The organism is Nitrosospira multiformis ATCC 25196 (genome assembly GCF_000196355.1).
GTDB classification, from domain to species: domain Bacteria; phylum Pseudomonadota; class Gammaproteobacteria; order Burkholderiales; family Nitrosomonadaceae; genus Nitrosospira; species Nitrosospira multiformis.
Map to the genome: position 1 here is coordinate 1,685,526 of NC_007614.1, position 20,409 is coordinate 1,705,934.

Below are 20,409 nucleotides of genomic sequence, written 5' to 3' on the forward strand. Positions count from 1 at the left end.
CCGGGTTAGGTCTCTATCACAAATGAGGCGAATCGTTCGATGCGTATATTCCGGCGAGGACGTGTACCGGGCGGTAGATGATGTACAAATGCGCGCTGGGAGCACGGGATTTGATATGACTGCAAGCCTATCGCGGCAGTCATGGCGGCATATCCCACGGATTCAATCCAGCCGGTCAATTGCATCTGCGCAGGCTTCGGTCGCGTTGAACCATCGTCCGGTTCGAGCTCCTGTCCTTTGAGGGGCACCCACGTGCCTGCCTTGCTCCAACCCACCGATTCACAACCGTCTGCTGCCGAAAGACCGGAACAATGAAGATGAATGTCATCAAATCCATCCAACCGGTAACTGAGGAAGCCCGGTTTAGGCTTATTTAACCTCCGGGGGTGCGTTCTGGCAGCGAAATTTTCGCTTGAAAGAAAATCCTCTACGATAGAAAAACTGTTATAACCCGGAAGAAGCTTCTCCGCAAGAACATCACCCGCGCTGAATTCTGGCGATATAGCGGTCCATACATGCCGAAGCTCGGGAACATCCCGGGAGAAGCTGGAGCCGCCGAAGGCGCCATGACGGGAAAATGCGTGCGAACCCCGAAGAATCAGTCCTGCCCCGGCATTGCGCATCAATTCCATGAAAACTGCCGCACTGCTATCATCCATGATAGCAATCCAGCGTACTCCACGAGCCCCTTCCAGCAGTTTCGCCACTACCTCGTACTCGTTAAGTAATCCGCCTGTCAGTTTTATCACGCGGGGTGGAGAGAACCGGACGTTCCCAGTCGACTCCGCCAGCCCTGCCTCACTTTCAGCAATTCCGTTTAGTCGTACATTACTGCTGAGAGCGTAAGCAGTGCGCACTCCTGCTGCGAATGCCGCATCTGCTGGAGTATTTCCCAGGAGTAATCCGAATTTCCGCACGCTTCCAGCCATTGCACTTGCAAACACCCTTGGAGGAATTCCAAGCGCCAATAGCGTTCCCCCCGTCACCAGGCCTTTCATGAGATTACGTCTGCGTACGTCCACGGTTTCCCTCCTCAGCCCACCTTGCCGATCAATTGCGCTGGATATATTCGGCCAATTTCGCCAGCGACTCATCGTCGATTTCCGACGACCGGAATGGAGGCATAGCCCTGTTTCCGTTCCGTACGATGGCACGAATATACTCCGGCGGAAGTTCTCGTCCGAAAAGGCGAGGTCCTACCTGACCTTCATGGCAATAACTACAAACCTTGGAATAGACTTCTGCACCATCTCTCCACCGGAACCCCTTGTCAGCGTTGATTTCCGCACTCGCGCGCCCGATATCCGCCATTATCGCCGCGACTGACATTGAGAGCATAAGCGCAGTCACAGTCCTCACGGATTTTGTCTTTCTCATATTATTCCTCCAGGCAAAATCTTAGCCGAAAAGACATTTCATTGGTTTATCCGTAGATTACAGATAAACCTTTACATTTGCGTGTATAAAATGCGGTTCCATCCTCAGTTTTATTATAGGCGCATCACTCTCTTCTGCACTGGCTTTAAGTTGGGGAAACACTATAACAAACGTCCATGACACTAGAAAACGATTCAATGATTAAGGCTGAGTTTACTTGATAACTTGCATTTCCTGGCGTATCCCGCACTGGCAGAGGGTTTTGCAAGCCTGGAAAGGTAAAAAGCGACGGACAGCCAACTGGAAAAATGCCAGGCGTCAAACTCAGAATTTCCAGCTGAGGTTTGCCCGAACACCATGGTCGGCAATGTTGTGAAGAATTTGTCCCTGATAATAAATGCCCAAGGTTGCAGTTCCAAAAACATGAGCATCCACGCCTCCGGTGAGAACTATTCCGTTGCGGGCAATAGGCACACCGGTTGTAGCAAAGGATGAGCCATTAGCAAAAGCGAAAGTCGAAACCGGCGTCATCTCACCCATAGCATGCCGCCATCCAATGCTTCCGCGAAGCGTGGTAACTATCTTCTCCAGTCGGGATAGCGTCTTCGCCACATTGATTCCCAGAGTAGTATATGCGGTATCCTGCTGACTGCTACCGCTGCGCAGACTTGATATCCCTCCACGCTCCTGAAAACCTTTTGTACGCAGGTTTATGTAAGCGAGCCGTGCAAATGGTTCGAGTGAGATGAAGTTCAGGGGCAAACCATAACCAACCTCGCCGAACACCTGTATTCCGCGCGCATTGTATTCGGCATTGAGGTGATTTGAAAAACCTGGAAAGATCACGTCCCGCCCTGTCTCCAGATCGTGCCAGATGTATGCGGAACCCGCGCGTAAGCCAAGAGGTCCCCATTGTCCGCCACCATAAACGGAAACGTGATAATTGTCGCTTGAAGCGGTGAAAAGACGCGCTCCTTCATAGGATCCCTGCGTGTATCCTCCGGCAACGCCGAGAAGAAATTTATCAGCAATCCGCATATCTCCGCCCACAAAAATTCCAGCAAGCGCACGCCCGATGCGGGCAGCATTAAGGCCTCCATCCCGGTGGCCGAACGAACCCAGGACACGTCCCCATAATGCCCCATCAGCAGCAGAGTTCTGTTGAAGGATATGTCCTGGGGTATCAGAGGACTGCGCACCCACCAGATGAAAAGCTTGCCTGACCCGGTCTGAAACCGATTCCCGTATAAACCGGCTGTCTTCAATGATAATACCCTGAATGCTGGCGTGCCCTTCGCCGGAAAGACTGTTAAAAGCCTGGCGCACGCTCTCCTGATCTGGCTGATGGACAATTGCTCTATAGATAGGATTGCCGCCACCCAACCGCTCGGCTGCGCTTCCTGTGGCGCACTGATTAGGCGTCTCGCCGATATCGCAAAAGCGCAAAACATCGAGGTAGACGTGAGTAGGATCATAGGAGATACCCAGGTTGATCAGGCCATGCGTGAGTGAATCGAATTTTCCAGTCAAACCGCTATTCGCTGTCAGGATGGTGAAGCGGCTGCCAGGTGTGAATTCCTCTCCCGCAGGAATAACGGAAACTGTTCCCCCTTGTATATCAGCAAGATCTGTGACAATGACCTGGTCGCTGGCGCCATCGGGATGAATTTCTACTTCATAAGTGGAACCATTCAGCTGAACATAATTGCCGTGAACCGTAAGCATGCCAATCGAATTTCCCGGGGACACGGTACCTTCGACCCTCGTGGCTCCTATATGTCCGGTACCGTGAAGGGAAGCATGGTGCAGCACGTGCAGGATCCCGTCCGCCATCCCATTTACCGCCAGGATGCTGCTTCGGGCAGTGGAATGCACGCCGGATGCACCCGAATCTCCTGATAATGTCGGCATGCTCAAGTCGGCTTTATTCAGGAAGCCCGACCCCGAAATCGTACCGTCATAGTGGATACTGCCCGGCTGATTGAATATCAGATGGGAGGAGTCCTGCACATTATTCGTATTATTCTGAAATGTATCTTCGGCATCGCTGAACTGCGTTTTGGGGAGCCATGACTGAAAACTTATGCCATCAGGCAAAGTGGCAGAAGCTGTGCTCCGGGTATCGTTACTACGGCTCATTCCCTTCTCGATACTGCTTACATCCCCCATAAGGCCTTGCTGAGCCCGAGAGGATAACGACGCAACCGGAGCCATCAACAAAGCAATAATGAATTTCGCATAAAGAGAAAGAGAAGCTGATTTTTTTCTTTTTGCCATGCTCTACAGGAATAATCCAGCCCTGGCTTCCGCTCCTCCTTCCGGGGGACGTCCAGATTGATGGTAGTAGAAATGCCCTACCGCAGCCGGAAACGCGGTTCCACGGCAGAAACAAATTTGAACTGAGGCGACTACCGGCCCTGCAGCTTTTCAAAGATCGAAAGCTGAAGTTATGACGGGGGTGGAAGTTATGACGGCGGGGCGTTACACCCGGATTGAGGCAATTCTTGAAAAGACGTGGAAACGTACTCAGGCAGACAATGAGGTGAATTTATCGGAAAGTTTTCCTGATATTTGACGGGCAAATGACAACGGCACATGATGGAATCAGAGTAAGCTACCAGACGGATTCAAATGGAATCCATTGTTAATCCATGAGCATATGACAGAGCGAGGCTTAAAGCAACCCCTTGGACCCGTTACCTTAGTAGATCTTTAGGGTGTTTTTCCGTTGGATGGGCTCGAATCAATGATGTCAGTAGACTTAACGGCGTGGACAGAATATCCCTCAGAAGTCTGCGCGTGCCCTACAATCACTTTTGGTTGATGCATGCCTCCCGCGTTGAGAACATGTGCTCTAGAGGGAATTGCCAGGCGGAAAATGGTATGTGCAGTTCCATCGAACAAAAAGGATGAAAGATTAATACCGTTTCAGAGGAACCGGCCCGGAATCGGGATGTTCGTTTCTCGGATCGTGGTGCGCTTCAGTTCCGGTAATTGATTTTTTCGCTTCCTCCTGAATTTCCTGTTTCTTGGTTCCACGGTTCCCTATTTTTTCCTGAACTCTGTTTCCGTGGGTTTCTTCATCGACAGCCACACCCTCATCCGCTTCATCCGGCATTTGAGCCGTTGCTTCGTCTTCCCTCAATTCCTCATCTTTGGTTTTCCGTGGATCTTCCATAATGGCTCCTGCAAGTTTTATCGGTCAATTGCATCTACATACGTTTTATTTTCCTCTTACTGACAAATAAAATCGGTGCGATAGCGCACACCATCCACTCTACATATGGTTGTGTCTGGTAGCGCACAGAATTTTTCACAGCTCAGCCCCATCATGGCCTGGCGGTTTTCATCGCATGTCTGCATGTTTCCTCTCAAGTCTGCACTTTTTTAACGCAGCATTCCAACACATAACTTAGGAGAAGAATTATGAAGAAATCGGTCGTACTGGCAATGGCTCTGATGCTTCCTGCGTTTACCGTCAGCGTACAAGCGGCAGATACTCAAGGCGCTCTCACTGACGCGGAAATCGCACACATTGTGGTAACTGCGAACACCGCTGATATTGAAAACGGAAACCTGGCCAAGACAAAAGCCTCAAATGAAGATGTCCGCGGATTTGCCCAGCGAATGATCGCCGACCACACGGACAGCAACCAGCAAGCGTCCGAGCTCGCCAAAAAACTCAATGTCACCCCTAAGGACAACGCGATCAGTCAGAGTCTGAAGGATGACGCCAAAGCGAGTCTCGAAAAGCTGAAAGGCCTGAGCGGCAAGGAATTTGACAAAGCCTACATTGACGGTGAAATCGCGCTTCACAAAAAGGTCATCGATGTCGCTGACAACAAGCTCGTGCCCAACGTCAAGAACGAGGAACTGAAGGCATTGCTGATTCAAACACGCCCAACCCTTGTCTCCCACCGTGAGCACGCAGAAAAAATCAAGTCCACCCTCAAGTAACATGAATCCAGTCAGAACCTGTCGTTCTGGCAGGTTTTTCTGTTGAAATCCCAAGGAAGAAGCAGGATGTTGCGTCCCCGCGACGCAACATTCACTTGACAAAACCAAATCCAATACTCACGTCCTTCATCCTCACTATGCGTAAACTCAAAACCATCGTCATCGGCAGCGGCTTGGCAGGCTTTGTCCGTGGCCCTTGAAGGTGCGGTAATTGCAGGTAACAGTCAGCATATGAAGTAATCAGCGCAGAAAAATTAGTGTAGATGAGCCTTCATCGAGATACGGAACCGATATGAAGGGAGGAATCTATGGCACAGGAAAGGATACAGACGCAGCGCATACGCGAACATATCACCGCCCTGGCTTCCGACATAGGTGAGCGTAATCTCTACCGATACGATCAACTGGAGACGGTAGTTGCGAGCTTCGTGCGTTCAGCGTGCGTTCAGCGAGCTAGCGCGCAGGTACTTCTGAAGGAACTCCGGAGAAAAGGCGCGTCAGCATTAGATCGCGGATCGCGCCTTGCGCACAGCGAGGAAACTAATACCCCCCGCCCCCAGATTGGCCGGATGATCCCCCTCCCTGCGACCCCCCACCCTGTCCCGAGCGTTTTTCATAAGATTTATCGTGCATATCATGCTTTTTGCCATGGGGCTTGTCATACCCGGGCTGACCGGCATCCTGCCCTGAACCGGAGCCCGATTGTTGATAACCCCGTGGCTCGGGCGCGTTACTCCCTTTTCCCTGCCCGGACATATCCCCATATTCTCCGGTCTGCTCACCGGCCCCTGCTGCCTGGGCTACCCCTGCGGCGCTAAAAGCGATTGCGCCGGCCAGCACGACAGACTGCGCTAATTTTTTCAGTATTAAAACATTTTCCATGATGGTTCCTTGAGATTAATCCAGCAAAATCGCTGAACTTAAATGCTACTCAGATCAAGAGGTCTTTCCGTACGTTTACACACAAAGGAGAAAGAATCGAAGAGTTAAAACCAAAAGAAACAAAAAAATCATTATGGAAAAATGTGAGGAGTGAACAGCACTGCCGGCTGAAAACTGGCAAATATAGGGGGAAGGAGGTAATCACTCTGATTATTTCTCTTCCAAATCAAATTCGTAGGTATCACCATGCTCCAGATAAATAATCTTGTCCTGTAACCCCGCCCGCTCCATTTCCTTCTTGAAATCGCTCAAAGGTGACTTGAAGACATCATAATCGTTGTAATGGATGGGAATAGCCTTTCTGGGAACGATGAGCTGCATCATTTTGACCCCCTCTTTTGCATCCATGGTCACGGTCACAAGCCCTAGCAGGCGCGTGCCGCCCAGATGCAGCAGGGCGAGGTCAACATCGGGATAGCGCCTTGGGATCTCCTTGATGTCGTCAAAAACCATCGTGTCACCGCTGATGTACATCCTGTAGCTGCGCGGTGAATTCTTGATTCCGAAATCCAGCAACGAACCCATTACTTCGGGCAGCAATTCAGCAACAATGGGGGGTCCGTGGCGCCCCGGCATGGCAGTTACCCGAAGTAAAGTGTTGCCTCTCTCGACAATGAGCGTATCCCAGGTTTTGAGCGGATGACGCTTCATGAATCCCAGCTCCTTCAAGGACTTCCCAGCTTCTTCCGTTGTCACAATGGGGATATTCCGATCAAGATTTTTCTGAACAAACTTGTCGAAATGATCCTCATGCATATGTGAGAGTACAACCAGATCGATTGGCGGCAGGTTTCCAAGTTCAATAGCGGGATTGGTAAGCCGTTCAGAGGTAAGTCCATATCCGAGATGGACGTGGTCCCCTCGATGCAGAAAATTCGGATCGGTAAGAATTGTCAGATTGATGTGCTCCCCATAAAACGTGCCATCTGGAATCTAGTAAAGTTCGTTTTTCGAGAGGAGAACGGACGTGAAGAAGCGATTTACGGATGAACAAATTATTGGATTTCTGAAGCAGGCAGATGGAGGCATTCCGGTCAGGGAATTGTGCCGCCAGCATGGTTTTTCCGATGCGTCGTTTTACACCTGGCGTGCCAGGTTTGGTGGGATGACAGTATCGGATGCCAGGCGGTTGCGAGATCTTGAAGCAGAGAATGCTCAGCTCAAGAAGCTTTTAGCCGAGTCGCTTCTTGATGCTCAAGCCTTGAAGGTTGCTTTGGGCCGAAAGCATTAACTCCACAGGCCAGGCGTGAGGCAGTAATGGCGATGCTTGAGCAGACGAACGTTTCCGAACGCCGTGCCTGCCTGCTTGTGGATATATCACGTACGGTATTGCACTACATGTCCAAGGTGCGGCTGGAGAATGAGCAACTGCAAGGTCGAATGGTTGAGTTGGCCTCTGAACGCCGTCGTTTTGGTTATCGACGCATTCATGCCCTGCTGCGGCGTGAGGGTGTTGAAGCCAATCACAAACGCATCTTTCGCCTTTACCAGGCTGCCGGGTTGGCAGTAAAGCGCCGACGCAGGCGAGGGGGCGTAGCAGTTGAACGTGAGCAATTGGCATTGCCAAGCCAGCCCAACGAGGTATGGTCAATGGATTTCATCTGTGATGCACTGGCGAATGGCAGACGCATCAAGGTATTGACCATCGTTGATGACTTCACCAAGGAATCCATTGATCTGGTAGCTGAACATGGCATTTCGGGACAACATGTCGTGCGCGTATTGGAGCAAGCTTCACAGTTTCGTGGGTTGCCCTTGGCCATTCGCACCGATCAGGGACCGGAGTTCACCAGCAAGGCACTGGATCAGTGGGCTTATAAGCATGGTGTCCAGCTCAAATTGATTGAGGCGGGCAAGCCGACGCAAAATGCATATATTGAGAGCTTCAACGGTCGGTTTCGGGATGAGTGCCTGAACGATCACTGGTTTACCAGCCTGGCTGAGGCACGGATTCGGATATCAGCCTGGCGGCGCGACTACAACGAGCATCGACCGCACAGTGCACTAAATTACCTAACCCCGGCAGAATTTGCAGCCAACTGCCGCAGGCAAGAAGAAATAAACGGCTGTGAAAGAAATGGAAGCTAATTTATAACTGAACTTTGCTAGAACGCCCCTGGCACTACTACCGGGGGCACATCAAGATCGCCATAACGAATAATGACCGTTGCGGTACCCAAAAAAGTAATTGAACCGGTTGCAGGCCTATCCGCGTCCTCCTGACCTGATGGAAGTTGCAGCAAATATGAAGTTGGCATTCTCATTGTTGAGAGTCTTCCCTTGCTGGAGTGGGTCACGGAAGAGTTGACGTTAGGAGCGTCGCAAAAGGGGCGTGACTCGTGGAGGATTGGTGCAGCGGAGGGTTTCCGTACCTCCGGGTGGTGCTCGAGGACAGCATTAGTACAAACACGCTCCCGGGATTAAAATGAAGCACTGAGGAAGCTTCCCCTGGCCAAAGCAGGGAAAGGCTAACCTCCAGGTGGGCGTGGACTCAAGCATTGAACGCGAATCTGCTTACTTGGCAATACCTTTGCTGCTTCCATCCGCGGGGGCGCTTGCGTCAAGCTTTGACTTGTCGCTCTTTCCGGTACCGCCACTGCCTACGCTTTCTCCGGCATGGCCTGCTTTTGTATCGGTGCTCCCGCCCAGAACGCTACGGGCACCCTTGCCTCCTTTATTTTCCCTCACATTGCTGAACCCCTTATCCCCCGTTGATCCACCCGATGCACTTCCCGCCGGTGACTTTGAACCATCGGAACCACCCCCTCCGCTTCCCGAACTGCCAGGCTCGTCGCTGCCCAAGGTGTCTTTCGTGCCCCTTGTTGGGTTGTCTTTCTTGTTGTAACTACCCTCGCCCTTCTTGCCTGCATTATCCTGCCCGACGGATGCTCCGCCTGTCGCGCCGATTGACATTGAGCTGCTTTGAGCACACAGACCTCCTGTAAATCCAAGCGCCAGCAGTGCCACCGCCGTAATGCAGTTTTTCTTGTTCACAATTGATGAGCGCATCATTTTTCTCTCCTTGAATACGTATTGAATTTAAAGACAGGGGATAGTATTTCCTTGAACTCTTGTTCCTCATTAGGCTTGAATTTGAATTCCCGGATTTCCTCATCCCCTACAACAGTTTTCATACTGTTCACATTTTCAATCGAACCTTCCCGATTCCATCTCAAGCAATGACTCCTCTCTCCATATTGCGGGAGAATCACTGCATCATAAAGTGACAAGATGACTCATTCTGTGCGGGAACATACATAGCTCGTCATCGGTTTGCCATTCCTCGTTGCTGCTCGCTTGCTTCCATTTCTATTTCTGCGGATCACGAGAACGGGAGGAAGCAGGAAAAAGGACAGTGTGGGTTGCCGTACAGAACTCTGCAATCCTTACGACTATCTTTCGTTCATGCTTGTGTGTTCATGACTGGACATAAACAGCAAACCGCTCAATCCTGCATTCCATTGGAGATCATCATGCCAACTACGCAGACCACTTCACATAAAACCACGGAACACAAAACCACGAGAAGACCCAAACATGACGCAATAAAACTGCTGACTGACGACCACAACAAAGTCAAGAAGATGTTCAAGGAGTTCGAAAAACTGCACAAAAAGCAGGAGGAAGGCAAGGAAGAACTTGTGCAGCAGATCTGCAAGGAGCTCACGATCCATGCGCAGCTGGAGGAGGAAATATTCTATCCTGCCGCGCGTGACGCAATTGATGATGATGATTTGATGAACGAAGCAGCTGTGGAGCATCAGGCCGCCAAGGATCTCATCGAAAAAATTCAATCAACGAGCAGTTCGGACCCAATGTATGACGCCATGGTAAGCGTCCTTGGAGAATACGTTAATCACCATATAGAGGAAGAACAGAACGAGATATTCCCGAAGGTGGAAAAGGCAAAAATGGATCTTGAAGAACTCGGGTCTGAAATAGAAGAGCGCAAAGAAGCTCTCATGGAGGAGCAGGAATAGCTGAAGTGAAGAAGAGTTACAAGCTGGTTCGTTCTCTGATCCCTGGGCGGTTTGCCCGTTCGAAGCTGAGCCATCGCCCGGGGAAGGACCAACGCTTTCGTTCTTGATAAGAAAGAAATGCCAGGATATTCAGTCCTGGCATCATCTCGGTGTTACCCTTCTTTCTCTCGTTCAACCTTCGGGACCCCCTTTATTCAGGGCCCCGAAGGAGAAGAGCATATCTACGGTCGCCGCACGTTCGTGACAAGAAAAAGTGGATACCAGCGTAAGCCTTTCACCGATACCACCCCCTTTAAATCAAAGAAAACCTCCCGACTGATGCCGCCACAGCATGGCATACTGCCCCCCCTGCCTGAGAAGTTCCTCATGCGTGCCCTCCTCTACGATACATCCATCCTTGAGTACCAGCAATCGGTCCAGGCAAGCAATGGTAGATAAGCGATGCGCAATCGCAATCACTGTCTTGCCTTCCATCAGCCCCATCAACTGATCCTGGATCGCAAGCTCCACTTCACTATCGAGGGCCGAAGTGGCTTCATCCAGTATCAGGATCGGCGCATCCTTGAGCATGACGCGGGCGATGGCAATGCGCTGTTTCTGTCCGCCGCTGAGCTTGACGCCGCGCTCCCCTACGTGCGCATCGTAACCCGTGCGCCCCAGCCAATCCCTCTGGCTCATGATGAAGTCGTGCGCTTGGGCGCGCATCGCGGCTGCCTCGATCTGTTCCCGGGTTGCTCCGGGACTGCCATAGGCAATGTTTTCGGCAATGGAGCGATTCAGCAGGGACACATCCTGGGCTACGACGCCGATGCAACGGCGCAGGCTCTCCTGCGTCACTTCGCGGATATCCTGTCCATCGATCCGGATACTGCCTGACTCCATCTCGTAGAAGCGCAGCAACAGATTGATCAACGTGGATTTACCAGCGCCTGAGCTGCCCACGAGCCCCACGCGCTCACCCGGCCGAATGACACAATTGAGACTGTCCAGCACCTTGCGGCCGTCGCTGCGGCCGAATGTGAAGGTCAATCTCTCGAAACGGATTTCTCCACGTACTTCGCCGGCATCCAGCTCGTGCGCGCCGGGCTTGTCAGCCAGAGCGTTGGTCACGGCAACGGTTTGCATGCCCTCCTGCACCACGCCCATGTGTTCAAAAGCCCGATTCAGTTCCCAGCTGACCCATCCTGCCGCATTGGCGATCGTCCAGGCCAGTGGCACAGCCATAGCGACTACGCCCGCATCAATTCTTCCCTGAGCCCACAACATGATGCCGATCGCGGTCGTGCCCGCCAGCAAAAACGCATTGAGCAAGGATAATGTGGTGGAGAATTTTGTGATCATGCGCATATGAGCGGCAATGGCGATCGTATGATGTTCGATTGCTTCGCGCACGTAAGCGTCTTCGTCGCTCGCGCGCGAGAACAGCTTAACGGTAAGGATGTTGCTATAGCTGTCCACAACACGTCCCATCACCGCGGAGCGCCGCTCGCTGCTGCTTCTCGCCAGGTCACGCATGCGCGGCACAAAGTATCGCAGGAAAAAAACATACCCGATAAACCATAACACCGTAGGGATCGCCAACCGCCAGTCAGCCTCGCTCATTAGCCACAGCGAAGAAACGCCATACACCCCGATGTACCAGATGGCATGGATGCTCGACACTACGCATTCGCGCACCGCATCCCCCATGTGCATCACGCGGTTTGCCATTCGTCCGGCAAAATCGTTCTGAAAGAGGGACCAACTCTGCCGGATGACGTGCCAGTGGCTCTGCCACCGGATCATGCTGGTTACCCCAGGTACTACGGCATTGTGACGCACAAGGCTATCGATCAGAATCGCGAGCGGCCGGGCGATCAGCACCAGCAGGGCCATGCCGAATAGCATTGAAGTTGCATCGCGCAACGCGGCAACTCTCGCGGTCGCCTCCATCACCTCTACAAGGCGCCCAATGAAAACGGGAATTAGCGTGTCGATGAGAGCGACGGCTAACCCCGTAGCAAACAATGCCCCATATAAACCTTTTGTCTGGCTGATAAAGTGCCAATAGAACGCCAGCAACTCCGGGGGCGGGGATTTTTTAGGGACGACAGTGGGCCGAACGCGTTGCTCAAAAAAAGCGAACATGTAAAAAGAACCTCAGGGTTAAAAAAATACGGGAGTCTGTCTGGAAATGGGAGTGAAAAATGGGAATCAATTTTGCCTCGCTGCAAACCAGAGGCATGAAGCTGGTCTTAATCGACATATCCATCGCAGGAAAAATTCAGGGAAGCCTTTCTTTATCGGGTTTGTAACGGCGAGCAAGATAATCCAAGGGATGATCTCTCGGTGGATCGAATTCAGGCATGTTTTGACTCCTGTTTCAGCAATAGCCCGTGGGTTCGAAAACGTTTATACATCCGGATACAGCCGGACTGATGCAGCCGCTATAACGCTGGATCACGCTCGAGGTTTACTCGGAAAAGGCCTTTTTGAACGAACTGGAGGGAGCGACTGAGGAAAATTGCCGGTATTCAGGAAGAATGACGGTTCAGTGGAGAATGAAGGAGTTGGAGAAACCGGTTATCTCCTCTCTTGCATGAGGGGATTTGGGAAGGGCATTTATCTCTTCTCCTGCATGGAAAGAAGTCCTGGGAAGCATTACATTATTTAGTCCCTTTCCCGCTTGTGGGAAAGGGAAATGGATACTGGGACACGCACCATCACGTTTGTCCTGTAGCCATCAAAACGGTTGGTGATTACTGCTTGCAACCGATGGTCAATCCCTGATTGATTTTTCGTTTAAGAAAAAGAGCTAGCCAGGAACCAAAATCCAACAGATGGGCAGCAACTACTACAACTAATACTTGCTGCCACCCCCCGAGTCCGCGCCAGATCCACTCCCGTAGCTACCGCCCGCGCCGCCAGCAGAACTACCACCTGATGAGTAACCTGTGCTACTGTCGTCTCCCCGCCGATCCATATCCGTGCCCTTTTTGGACCGCTCGCCTTTCTGGCCATACTGACCTTTATCATATTGACCTTTTTCTCCGGAGCCGGCGTCATACTGACCTGGCGCCGACTGCATCCCCGGTACTCCCTGACTTGGTGTCCCGGTCGTCGCCCCGGTACCCGTCTGTGCGTGCAGCATTCCTCCTCCTGCTAGAGCAAATGCCATTGTCGCTAGAGATGAAATAATCGCTTTCTTCAATGTCCAAAACTGTTTCATGGAAATCTCCCGAGAATAAATTTCAGAACGAAAAAAAGTAAGGGGATTCACCTTTTTCACTCAAGGAATCTGAGCAAGCTTCCTATGATTTCGATCGTTTCAGTCACCTGCCTTGCCATGCTACTTGGATGAACTGCCACGGCTTGAAGATGAGCTGCCTCTTCCACCACCATGGGAAGCCTCTCCACCTTTCCGCCCGGCTTCACGAGCCTCTTCGGAAGAGAACTCATGGGCAGTGCCTTTCGCATGAGCTGCTTTTCCACCTTTACTCGCAATTTCCCGTTGTTTCTCCTGATCCATTGAAGCGAAACCCCGCTTGCTGGTATTGCCGCTACCGCTTTTTGATGAAGGCATGTTTATCTCCTTGTACAAAAATATTGAGAATCCATTGAACATATGCTTCTACCATTCCAGGCGATCTTCTTTTATGGCCTCGGAAGCCTGATCTCTACCATCCAACGAATTTCAGGAAAAATCTTTGGTGAAACGCAGTTTTCATCTTAGTTGGCGAACTGGTTGTTTTATGTACGGAGCCACACATACTCCAAAATCAAACAAGTTATAAAGGATATAAAAGATGAATGCATAACCTGGCTCTACTTGGCAGAGACTCATGAAGATGCGTGACCGTGCGCCGATCCCGATTCTCCCGGTTCATATAAAGTGCCTTGTGGATGTAGCGGGAAGACCCTTTCCCGCTGGCCGCTTCCGCGCTTGGCGGACATCTTGTCTCCGAAACTCGGAGCAAGCTTGGATATCATCGTGTTGACGACCGCCATTGCACCGACCTTTACGTCACGTCCTCCTTCAGTAGCTGCTTTCAGTATCGCTTCAGCAACCTGCTCGGGATTGATCAGAGGGGGCGGCAATTTTGGCTCCTTGTCCATATAATTCTTGGCATGCTGCGGAAAAGGTGTATTCACGGCGGAAGGCTGAATCAGTGTAATCACTACGGGTGCCTTGTCGAATTCCTGGACTTCCACGCGTAATGCATCAGTGAAGCCTTTCACCGCATGCTTGGATGCGGAATACATTCCCAGAAGAGGCACGATAGCCTCGGAAGTTTCGCTGCCTACATTTATGAGCGCTCCGCCCTGCTTTTTCAGGTAAGGCAAGGCGGCAAGCGAACCATTGACCACCCCCCAGAAGTTGGTATCGAAAAGACGCCGGCTGTCGGCTTCGTTGACTTCATCGAGACGTCCGTAAATTGCCACACCTGCGTTATTGATCCAGGTATCGATATGGCCAAAACGGTCAACCGCAGTTTGCGCCGCGAGACGCATTTTTTCCCGATCGGCAACATCCGCGACAACATCGATAGCCTCCCCTCCAGTGTTTGCTATCCTTGCAACCAGATGCTCGAGTGTTTTAGCACTACGAGCAATAAGAACGAGCTTTGCCCCCCGTTCTGCTGCAAGCATTGCTGTAGCAAGGCCTATGCCGCTTGATGCACCGGTAATCACAATCACTTGCTGGTCGAGAGGTTTAAGAGAAGTTTGCATGATTCTCACCTTGAAAAAATGACATGGGAAAAATCAGGTAATGCATCAAGGCTAGAAGCTGTCGCATATTTCGACTGTGCAGAATCGCACATAGCGGGTACCCGAAATCCACGGGAGCAAGAGTGCTTACCCCTCCTTAACGGAAGGGTGTCGAGCCATAGGTGATGAAACAGCTCGAAAAGCGGGATTCACAAAGGTGAGGCCCAATTAAACTTTCATGTGATTGGGCCAGGGAAGCCTGGCATGACGATAAACAGTTCGGTCACCCGAATCGAAGACCAGCCGGGTAATCCCGAAGACAAAACACGCAGTTAGATCGAAGCAATCAGTTCTGTCAGAACTTTGAAGTTTACCGGTTTGGTCAGATGATGATCGAAGCCGCTCTCGTGCGACAGCTGCCGGTCTTTTTCCTGGCCCCAGCCGGTCAGCGCGATGAGCTTTATATTGTTGAATTGCGGCTGCACCCGAATACGTCGTGCCACTTCGTTACCATCCATCCCCGGCATACCGATATCCATCAAAACGACATCAGGCAGATAATGGGGAAGCGTGGCAAGTGCGGCAGGCCCGCTATCTACTGCTTTGACATCCACTCCCATTGATTGCAACAACATACACAGGACCTCCGCGGCGTCCTGATTGTCATCGACCACCAGCACGCGCAGTTCCTGCGGGGCGAATGCCACCTTCTCGGATTGACCGCTTTTTCCACTTGTAGTGATCTCGGACAAAGGCAGGCGCACTGTGAATTCACTGCCTTTATCCTTTCCTTCACTCGAGGCCTCGACACTACCGCCGTGCATCTGGACAAGGCGGTCCACCAGGTTGAGGCCAATCCCTAGTCCCTCCTGAGTGCCCATGCCGCTGCGCCGCTCCTGCGCAAACATATCGAATAAACGCGGCAGCATTCCCGGTAATATTCCTATACCATTGTCCTTCACGGATACGACAGCTTTATGATCTTCCTGGCGGGCGGTAAGCCATATCTTTCCCCCTCTCCCGGTGTAGCGCACAGCATTGTTGAGCAGATTCGCGAAGATCTGTTCCAGACGCACCGTGTCGCCATACACAATCAAAGGCGTATCGGTGATGGATATGCTCAATTCGAGCTCCTTTTCCCTTATCTGTTCCATGCTGGCCTCGGCTGCATTGCGCAAGACAATGGCCAGATCAGTGGGTTTCTGGCGCAATTCGACCTTTCCGCTGGTGATCCGCGATATCTCCAGGAGATCATCCACCAGTCGAACCATGTAGTTGACCTGCCGGTTGATGACAGGCAGCAGACGAGGTATTTCGGCTGCTCCATCGGGGCCTGCAATGAGTGTCAGCGCGCTGGCAATCGGGGCGAGCGGATTACGCAACTCATGTGCGAGCGTAGCGAGAAACTCATCCTTCCGACGGTCGGCCTCCAGCAGAGCGGTTTCTGCAGCTACTGCTTCAGTAATATCTATCGATATGCCCACATGCCCCGCGTACTCATCCCTGACGGTAAACCACGGCAAGGCATACGATTTCAGCCAGCGCCACTCCCCCTCGGCTGTCCTGGCGCGGACCCGCTGTCTCAAGTGCGCCCGGTCATGTAGCGCCCGCTCGAACGCGGCAACATATGCAGGGGCATCGTCAGGATGAAGAAGCTCGCGCCATCCGGTCGGCATCAGCTCTTCCAGACTCTTCCCGAACATGTACTGGTAGCGCTGGTTGAGATAAACCGCATTTCCTTGTGGATCCACCTGCCAGATCAGGGCTGGGGAAGCCTCCGCCAGCGCACGGAATCTTGCCTCGCTCTCGCGCAGGCTATGTTCGACGCGTTTGCGTTCCGTTATGTCGACCACATATGCTACCGCCTCGTTGCCGAGGAGTTGCTTCATCGCGATTAATGCCCACCACCGGGACCCATCCTTGCGAAATAATTCCTTTTCATGAGGGGCCACTCGCCCCATTGCCTTGAGTTCCTCTGCAGCCCGGGAAGTACTCATTCGCCACTCCGGCGGGATTAGCTCATCGCATCGCAGCGCCCCTGCTCGCTCATCGTCCCGACTGAAGCCACTCATCTCCAGGAAGGCATCGTTCGCTTCAGTAATCCGATTTTCGCTATCGAAGAAAATGATTCCGACAGTCTCGATCTCGAGAGCCTGGCAGAAGCGCTGTTCGCTCTCACGCAGCGCCTGCTCAGCCAAGGCCTCCTTGAACCTGATTTTCTTCGCTTCATGAGCACGTGCCCGGACAAGCTCTGTTGTCTCGGTTACCGTCACAAGTACACCCGACACTCCGGTTTGCTTCGCATCTGGGGAAACCTCCCTGGAAAAGCTGTCCTTGATATCGGGAACGGGGCTGTAGGTAAGTTTGAAAAAAGCCTCTTCGGGACTTCCGGTGCGATTAATGACAAGCGGTTGATCATCAAAGCTGAAGGATTGGCGCCGCTCCATCACCCCCTCACAGATGGGCGCAAGAAAATGCCATACCTCCGGCCAACACTCCGAAACAGGTTGCCCCAATCCATCCGGATGCTTGGCGCCCATCAGATTGCGATAACCATCATTATAGATCTGTATCAGCTTTGGTCCCCACAGTAACAGGACGGCCGACGGCATCAGCAATATCATGTTGACTGCGAATCGAAGAGCAGGTGACCATGCCGATATAGGCCCAAGACTCGAATCGATCCAATCATGGGTAAAAATCAGTGCCCCCATCTCGCTGCCTTGCAGCCACCCCGGCAGTTCTGCACAGCTTGTGGTTTCCCGCTCGTTCATCCCTTCCTCTTTCTGACACAATATTGATATTACGCATTGTGGAGAACCCTGTTCAAAGCCTAGCATAACTCACGCTCCGAAGCCTGAAAGAAGCTCTCCAAATTTCGGATTCCTGGCTGACTTCAATATGATCTGGAGCGCTCTAATGCGAATATCCATAAAATCGCTCCGGTTCTCGCCACACCATACACAAGGAACACCTTCCCCTCCTTCTGCGCACAACACGACATCAACAAGGCAGGCCTCCCTCAAGTCCTGCTTGAATCATTCACGGCCGCCGGCGGCAGAGGCGGAGGAAGAGGCAGGCTTGAGTTTGCAGGGACTCCAATAAATTAGTAAAACCTCCTCTATATATGGCTGTCAAAACTCTTGAACAGATCAGTTTACACGCATGCCTGCTGCCGGTGATTACCGCTTTAAGCCACCCTGGTTTGGACAAACTTCATAAAGGGGAATAAAACAGCAAATGGATAATAATGATGAAAGCCTGCCGCCCTCGGTTACCTTGCATACAAACGCCGTACTTCACGCCGGGCAACAGGTCGAGCATGAGCTTCAGCGGGTCAAAAGGGCCCTTGAGGATAAAACGAAACAGCTTGATGAGTCACTATCTATCCTGCGAGCAACCATAGAATCCACTGCCGACGGAATACTGGTTACCGACGAGTATGGCCATATGCTTCGCTACAACGAACGATATCTGCAGATGTGGCAGATTAAGCTCCCCGATATCGTTGAATTGCATCAACATAGGCAATTGCAGAAACTTAGTTGCAAGTACTTGGCGGACCCGAAGCAATATCTTGAGAGAATAGAGGAAATATATGATGCCTGGCCGCCCGAAACATACGACTTGCTGGAACTTACCGATGGCCGGATATTTGAACGGTATTCGAAGATTCAGTATGCAGAGGACCTGTGTGTAGGCCGCGTATGGAGCTTTAGAGATATCACGGCCCGTAAACATGCCGAAGAGGCGCTGCAGGAAAGCACCGAGCGTCTCCACTTCATGGCTGAGGCCATGCCGCAGAAAATATTCACTGCGCGCGCCGATGGGGCCGTGGATTATTTCAATCAGCAATGGAAAGATTACACCGGTCTTGCCCGCGAGAAAATGCAGGGTTGGGAATGGATCAAGCTCATCCATCCTGACGACGCCCCGGAGTGCGTGCGGCGCTGGCAGCACTCGCTTAACACAGGGGAGCATCTGCAGATGGAGTGCCGTTTCCGCCAAGCGAACGGCACTTACCGCTGGCACCTGCTTCAGGCACAGGCGCGGCGCGATACGAAAGGGTATATATCCATGTGGGTCGGTTCGAACACGGATATCGACACGCTAAAACGCGCAGACGAAGAGAAAAAACAGCTCCTTGAGAATGAACGGATTGCGCGAAGCGAAGCCGAACGCGCGAACCGCATCAAGGATGATTTCCTGGCAACCCTATCCCATGAACTTAGAACACCGCTTAATGCCATCCTTGGATGGTCACAGCTCATCTTGCAGGGGACAATGAAAAACGAAGACATTCAAAGGGGTCTGGAAACCATCGAGCGAAACGCCCGGGCACAGAATAAGCTTATCGAAGATCTTCTGGAAATGAGCAGCATCATTTCTAACAAAATCCGATTGGATATGCAGGAATGGGACCTTGGCGCAATAGCCGAGGCAGCAGTCGAATCTGTTGCACCTGCAGCCGAGGCTAAAGGAATATGTATCCGAAGAACAATCGATGCCACTGCAGGACGGGTTCTAGGGGATAACCATCGCCTTCAGCAGATAATATGGAACCTTCTTTCCAATGCCGTCAAGTTTACGCCTGACGGCGGTACCGTAGAGGTAATCGTGGAACGCGCCGCATCGCAGCTTAGGGTCATCGTAAAAGATTCCGGGGTGGGTATCAAACCTGAATTCCTGGCGTATGTTTTTGACCGCTTCCGGCAAGCCGACTCTTCCCTCACCCGGAATCATGGCGGCCTGGGCTTGGGACTTGCCATCGTGAAGCAGCTTGTGGGGCTGCATGGTGGAACGGTTTGCGCAGAGAGCAAGGGGGAAGGTCAGGGCGCCTCATTTTGCGTTACCTTACCGCCTGCCCCGATCAAGGACGGCATGGACAGACAACTGCTGCCTGATGCCAAACCTTCCCAGAAGGATGGCAATATCCTTCTCTCAGGGATGAGGATTCTCGTCATTGATGACGAACGGGACTCGCGTGAGCTCATCCATAAAGTGCTCGCGCAGCACCGGGTTGAAGTCATTACCGCGGCAAACGCCATGGAAGGACTGTTGATACTGAAAAGCCAGATGCCGGATGTAATGATCAGTGATATTGGCATGCCGGGAAAAGACGGCTACCAGTTTATTCGCGAAGTGAGAAGACTTCCTGCAATCCAGGGAGGAGAGATACCGGCAATCGCACTGAGCGCATTTGCGCATCCGGAAGACCGTACCTGCGCAATGATGGCGGGTTACCAGATGCATCTCTCCAAACCCGTGGAATCAAAAGAACTGATCGCTTCCATCGGAAGCCTGATGGCGCGAGCAAAAACAGCGAGTTGACGCGGAAGGAACGTGACACTGGGTTAATACTCCGGCCAACTCCGATTGCATCGCACGATGGTCTCTATAATATTGCCACGTTTACCCGCTTAACGTGGTACAGTACATGTTATGCTGCTGTATCCTCACCGCA

Annotated in this window: 16 protein-coding genes; 4 read left to right on the forward strand and 12 right to left on the reverse strand. The window is 52.0% G+C overall.

Going from position 1 to position 20,409, the window contains the following annotated elements; translation table 11 throughout:
* Nucleotides 1-5: 5 nt before the first annotated feature.
* From NMUL_RS07755 to NMUL_RS07770, 4 genes are all read right to left on the reverse strand, one after another.
* Nucleotides 6-1,022: a hypothetical protein gene (locus NMUL_RS07755; protein WP_011380812.1), complete on the reverse strand. Its 1,017-nt coding sequence runs from the start codon at nucleotides 1,020-1,022 to the stop codon at nucleotides 6-8.
* 28 nt (nucleotides 1,023-1,050) lie between these two features.
* Complete coding sequence (locus tag NMUL_RS07760) at nucleotides 1,051-1,377, reverse strand: c-type cytochrome (protein ID WP_011380813.1); 327 nt, start codon at nucleotides 1,375-1,377, stop codon at nucleotides 1,051-1,053.
* 324 nt (nucleotides 1,378-1,701) lie between these two features.
* Nucleotides 1,702-3,516, reverse strand: a complete 1,815-nt coding sequence (locus tag NMUL_RS07765; protein ID WP_167535565.1) for an autotransporter outer membrane beta-barrel domain-containing protein — start codon at nucleotides 3,514-3,516, stop codon at nucleotides 1,702-1,704.
* 778 nt (nucleotides 3,517-4,294) lie between these two features.
* Nucleotides 4,295-4,555 (reverse strand): hypothetical protein, encoded by a 261-nt coding sequence (locus NMUL_RS07770; RefSeq protein WP_011380815.1) that lies wholly within the window; start codon nucleotides 4,553-4,555, stop codon nucleotides 4,295-4,297.
* A gap of 248 nt (nucleotides 4,556-4,803) precedes the next feature.
* On the opposite strand from NMUL_RS07770, the gene NMUL_RS07775 reads away from it, so the two are divergent.
* Nucleotides 4,804-5,334: a DUF4142 domain-containing protein gene (locus NMUL_RS07775; protein WP_011380816.1), complete on the forward strand. Its 531-nt coding sequence runs from the start codon at nucleotides 4,804-4,806 to the stop codon at nucleotides 5,332-5,334.
* A 540-nt stretch (nucleotides 5,335-5,874) separates the two neighbouring features.
* Here NMUL_RS07775 and NMUL_RS07780 read toward each other — a convergent pair.
* On the reverse strand, nucleotides 5,875-6,216 hold the full coding sequence (locus tag NMUL_RS07780; RefSeq protein WP_011380817.1) for a hypothetical protein: 342 nt from the start codon (nucleotides 6,214-6,216) through the stop codon (nucleotides 5,875-5,877).
* Nucleotides 6,217-6,426: 210 nt separating this feature from the next.
* Nucleotides 6,427-7,209, reverse strand: a complete 783-nt coding sequence (locus tag NMUL_RS07785) for an MBL fold metallo-hydrolase (RefSeq protein ID WP_080557680.1) — start codon at nucleotides 7,207-7,209, stop codon at nucleotides 6,427-6,429.
* A 34-nt stretch (nucleotides 7,210-7,243) separates the two neighbouring features.
* On the opposite strand from NMUL_RS07785, the gene NMUL_RS07795 reads away from it, so the two are divergent.
* Nucleotides 7,244-8,364, forward strand: a protein-coding gene (locus NMUL_RS07795; RefSeq protein WP_104009797.1) for an IS3-like element ISNmu2 family transposase whose coding sequence is annotated in 2 segments (ribosomal slippage) — nucleotides 7,244-7,502 and nucleotides 7,502-8,364 — 1,122 coding nt in all. Because the reading frame shifts where the segments join, the coding sequence is not laid out codon by codon here.
* 426 nt (nucleotides 8,365-8,790) lie between these two features.
* On the opposite strand, the gene NMUL_RS07800 is transcribed toward NMUL_RS07795, so the two are convergent.
* A complete protein-coding gene (locus tag NMUL_RS07800; protein ID WP_011380819.1) occupies nucleotides 8,791-9,288 on the reverse strand; it encodes a hypothetical protein in 498 nt (165 codons plus the stop codon).
* A 449-nt stretch (nucleotides 9,289-9,737) separates the two neighbouring features.
* On the opposite strand from NMUL_RS07800, the gene NMUL_RS07805 reads away from it, so the two are divergent.
* A complete protein-coding gene (locus tag NMUL_RS07805; protein WP_238529777.1) occupies nucleotides 9,738-10,256 on the forward strand; it encodes a hemerythrin domain-containing protein in 519 nt (172 codons plus the stop codon).
* A 297-nt stretch (nucleotides 10,257-10,553) separates the two neighbouring features.
* Here the strand turns inward: NMUL_RS07805 and NMUL_RS07810 are convergent, their stop codons facing one another.
* From NMUL_RS07810 to NMUL_RS07830, 5 genes are all read right to left on the reverse strand, one after another.
* The gene (locus NMUL_RS07810; protein WP_011380821.1) at nucleotides 10,554-12,383 is read right to left on the reverse strand and encodes an ABC transporter ATP-binding protein; all 1,830 of its coding nucleotides are present in this window, start codon (nucleotides 12,381-12,383) and stop codon (nucleotides 10,554-10,556) included.
* Nucleotides 12,384-13,095: 712 nt separating this feature from the next.
* Nucleotides 13,096-13,464 (reverse strand): hypothetical protein, encoded by a 369-nt coding sequence (locus NMUL_RS07815; protein ID WP_041352467.1) that lies wholly within the window; start codon nucleotides 13,462-13,464, stop codon nucleotides 13,096-13,098.
* Nucleotides 13,465-13,584: 120 nt separating this feature from the next.
* Nucleotides 13,585-13,818, reverse strand: a complete 234-nt coding sequence (locus NMUL_RS15325; protein WP_011380822.1) for a KGG domain-containing protein — start codon at nucleotides 13,816-13,818, stop codon at nucleotides 13,585-13,587.
* A 257-nt stretch (nucleotides 13,819-14,075) separates the two neighbouring features.
* Entirely contained in the window at nucleotides 14,076-14,966 is an 891-nt protein-coding gene (locus NMUL_RS07825; RefSeq protein ID WP_011380823.1) for an SDR family oxidoreductase, read from the reverse strand.
* Between the two features lie 311 nt (nucleotides 14,967-15,277).
* Nucleotides 15,278-17,719 carry a PAS domain-containing hybrid sensor histidine kinase/response regulator gene (locus tag NMUL_RS07830; protein ID WP_041352468.1) on the reverse strand — a complete coding sequence of 814 codons (2,442 nt, stop codon included), beginning with the start codon at nucleotides 17,717-17,719 and terminating at the stop codon, nucleotides 15,278-15,280.
* Nucleotides 17,720-18,185: 466 nt separating this feature from the next.
* Between NMUL_RS07830 and NMUL_RS07835 the strand changes: the two genes are divergently transcribed.
* Nucleotides 18,186-20,276 carry a PAS domain-containing hybrid sensor histidine kinase/response regulator gene (locus NMUL_RS07835; protein WP_011380825.1) on the forward strand — a complete coding sequence of 697 codons (2,091 nt, stop codon included), beginning with the start codon at nucleotides 18,186-18,188 and terminating at the stop codon, nucleotides 20,274-20,276.
* Nucleotides 20,277-20,409: the final 133 nt, after the last annotated feature.

Coding starts and splice junctions, on each gene's coding strand:
- NMUL_RS07815 (WP_041352467.1), bottom strand. CDS start 13,464: ATGAAACAGTTTTGGACATTGAAGAAAGCGATTATTTCATCTCTAGCG.
- NMUL_RS15325 (WP_011380822.1), bottom strand. CDS start 13,818: ATGCCTTCATCAAAAAGCGGTAGCGGCAATACCAGCAAGCGGGGTTTC.
- NMUL_RS07825 (WP_011380823.1), bottom strand. CDS start 14,966: ATGCAAACTTCTCTTAAACCTCTCGACCAGCAAGTGATTGTGATTACC.
- NMUL_RS07810 (WP_011380821.1), bottom strand. CDS start 12,383: ATGTTCGCTTTTTTTGAGCAACGCGTTCGGCCCACTGTCGTCCCTAAA.
- NMUL_RS07800 (WP_011380819.1), bottom strand. CDS start 9,288: ATGATGCGCTCATCAATTGTGAACAAGAAAAACTGCATTACGGCGGTG.
- NMUL_RS07770 (WP_011380815.1), bottom strand. CDS start 4,555: ATGGAAGATCCACGGAAAACCAAAGATGAGGAATTGAGGGAAGACGAA.
- NMUL_RS07765 (WP_167535565.1), bottom strand. CDS start 3,516: ATGAGCCGTAGTAACGATACCCGGAGCACAGCTTCTGCCACTTTGCCT.
- NMUL_RS07830 (WP_041352468.1), bottom strand. CDS start 17,719: ATGAACGAGCGGGAAACCACAAGCTGTGCAGAACTGCCGGGGTGGCTG.
- NMUL_RS07835 (WP_011380825.1), top strand. CDS start 18,186: ATGGATAATAATGATGAAAGCCTGCCGCCCTCGGTTACCTTGCATACA.
- NMUL_RS07760 (WP_011380813.1), bottom strand. CDS start 1,377: ATGAGAAAGACAAAATCCGTGAGGACTGTGACTGCGCTTATGCTCTCA.
- NMUL_RS07780 (WP_011380817.1), bottom strand. CDS start 6,216: ATGGAAAATGTTTTAATACTGAAAAAATTAGCGCAGTCTGTCGTGCTG.
- NMUL_RS07775 (WP_011380816.1), top strand. CDS start 4,804: ATGAAGAAATCGGTCGTACTGGCAATGGCTCTGATGCTTCCTGCGTTT.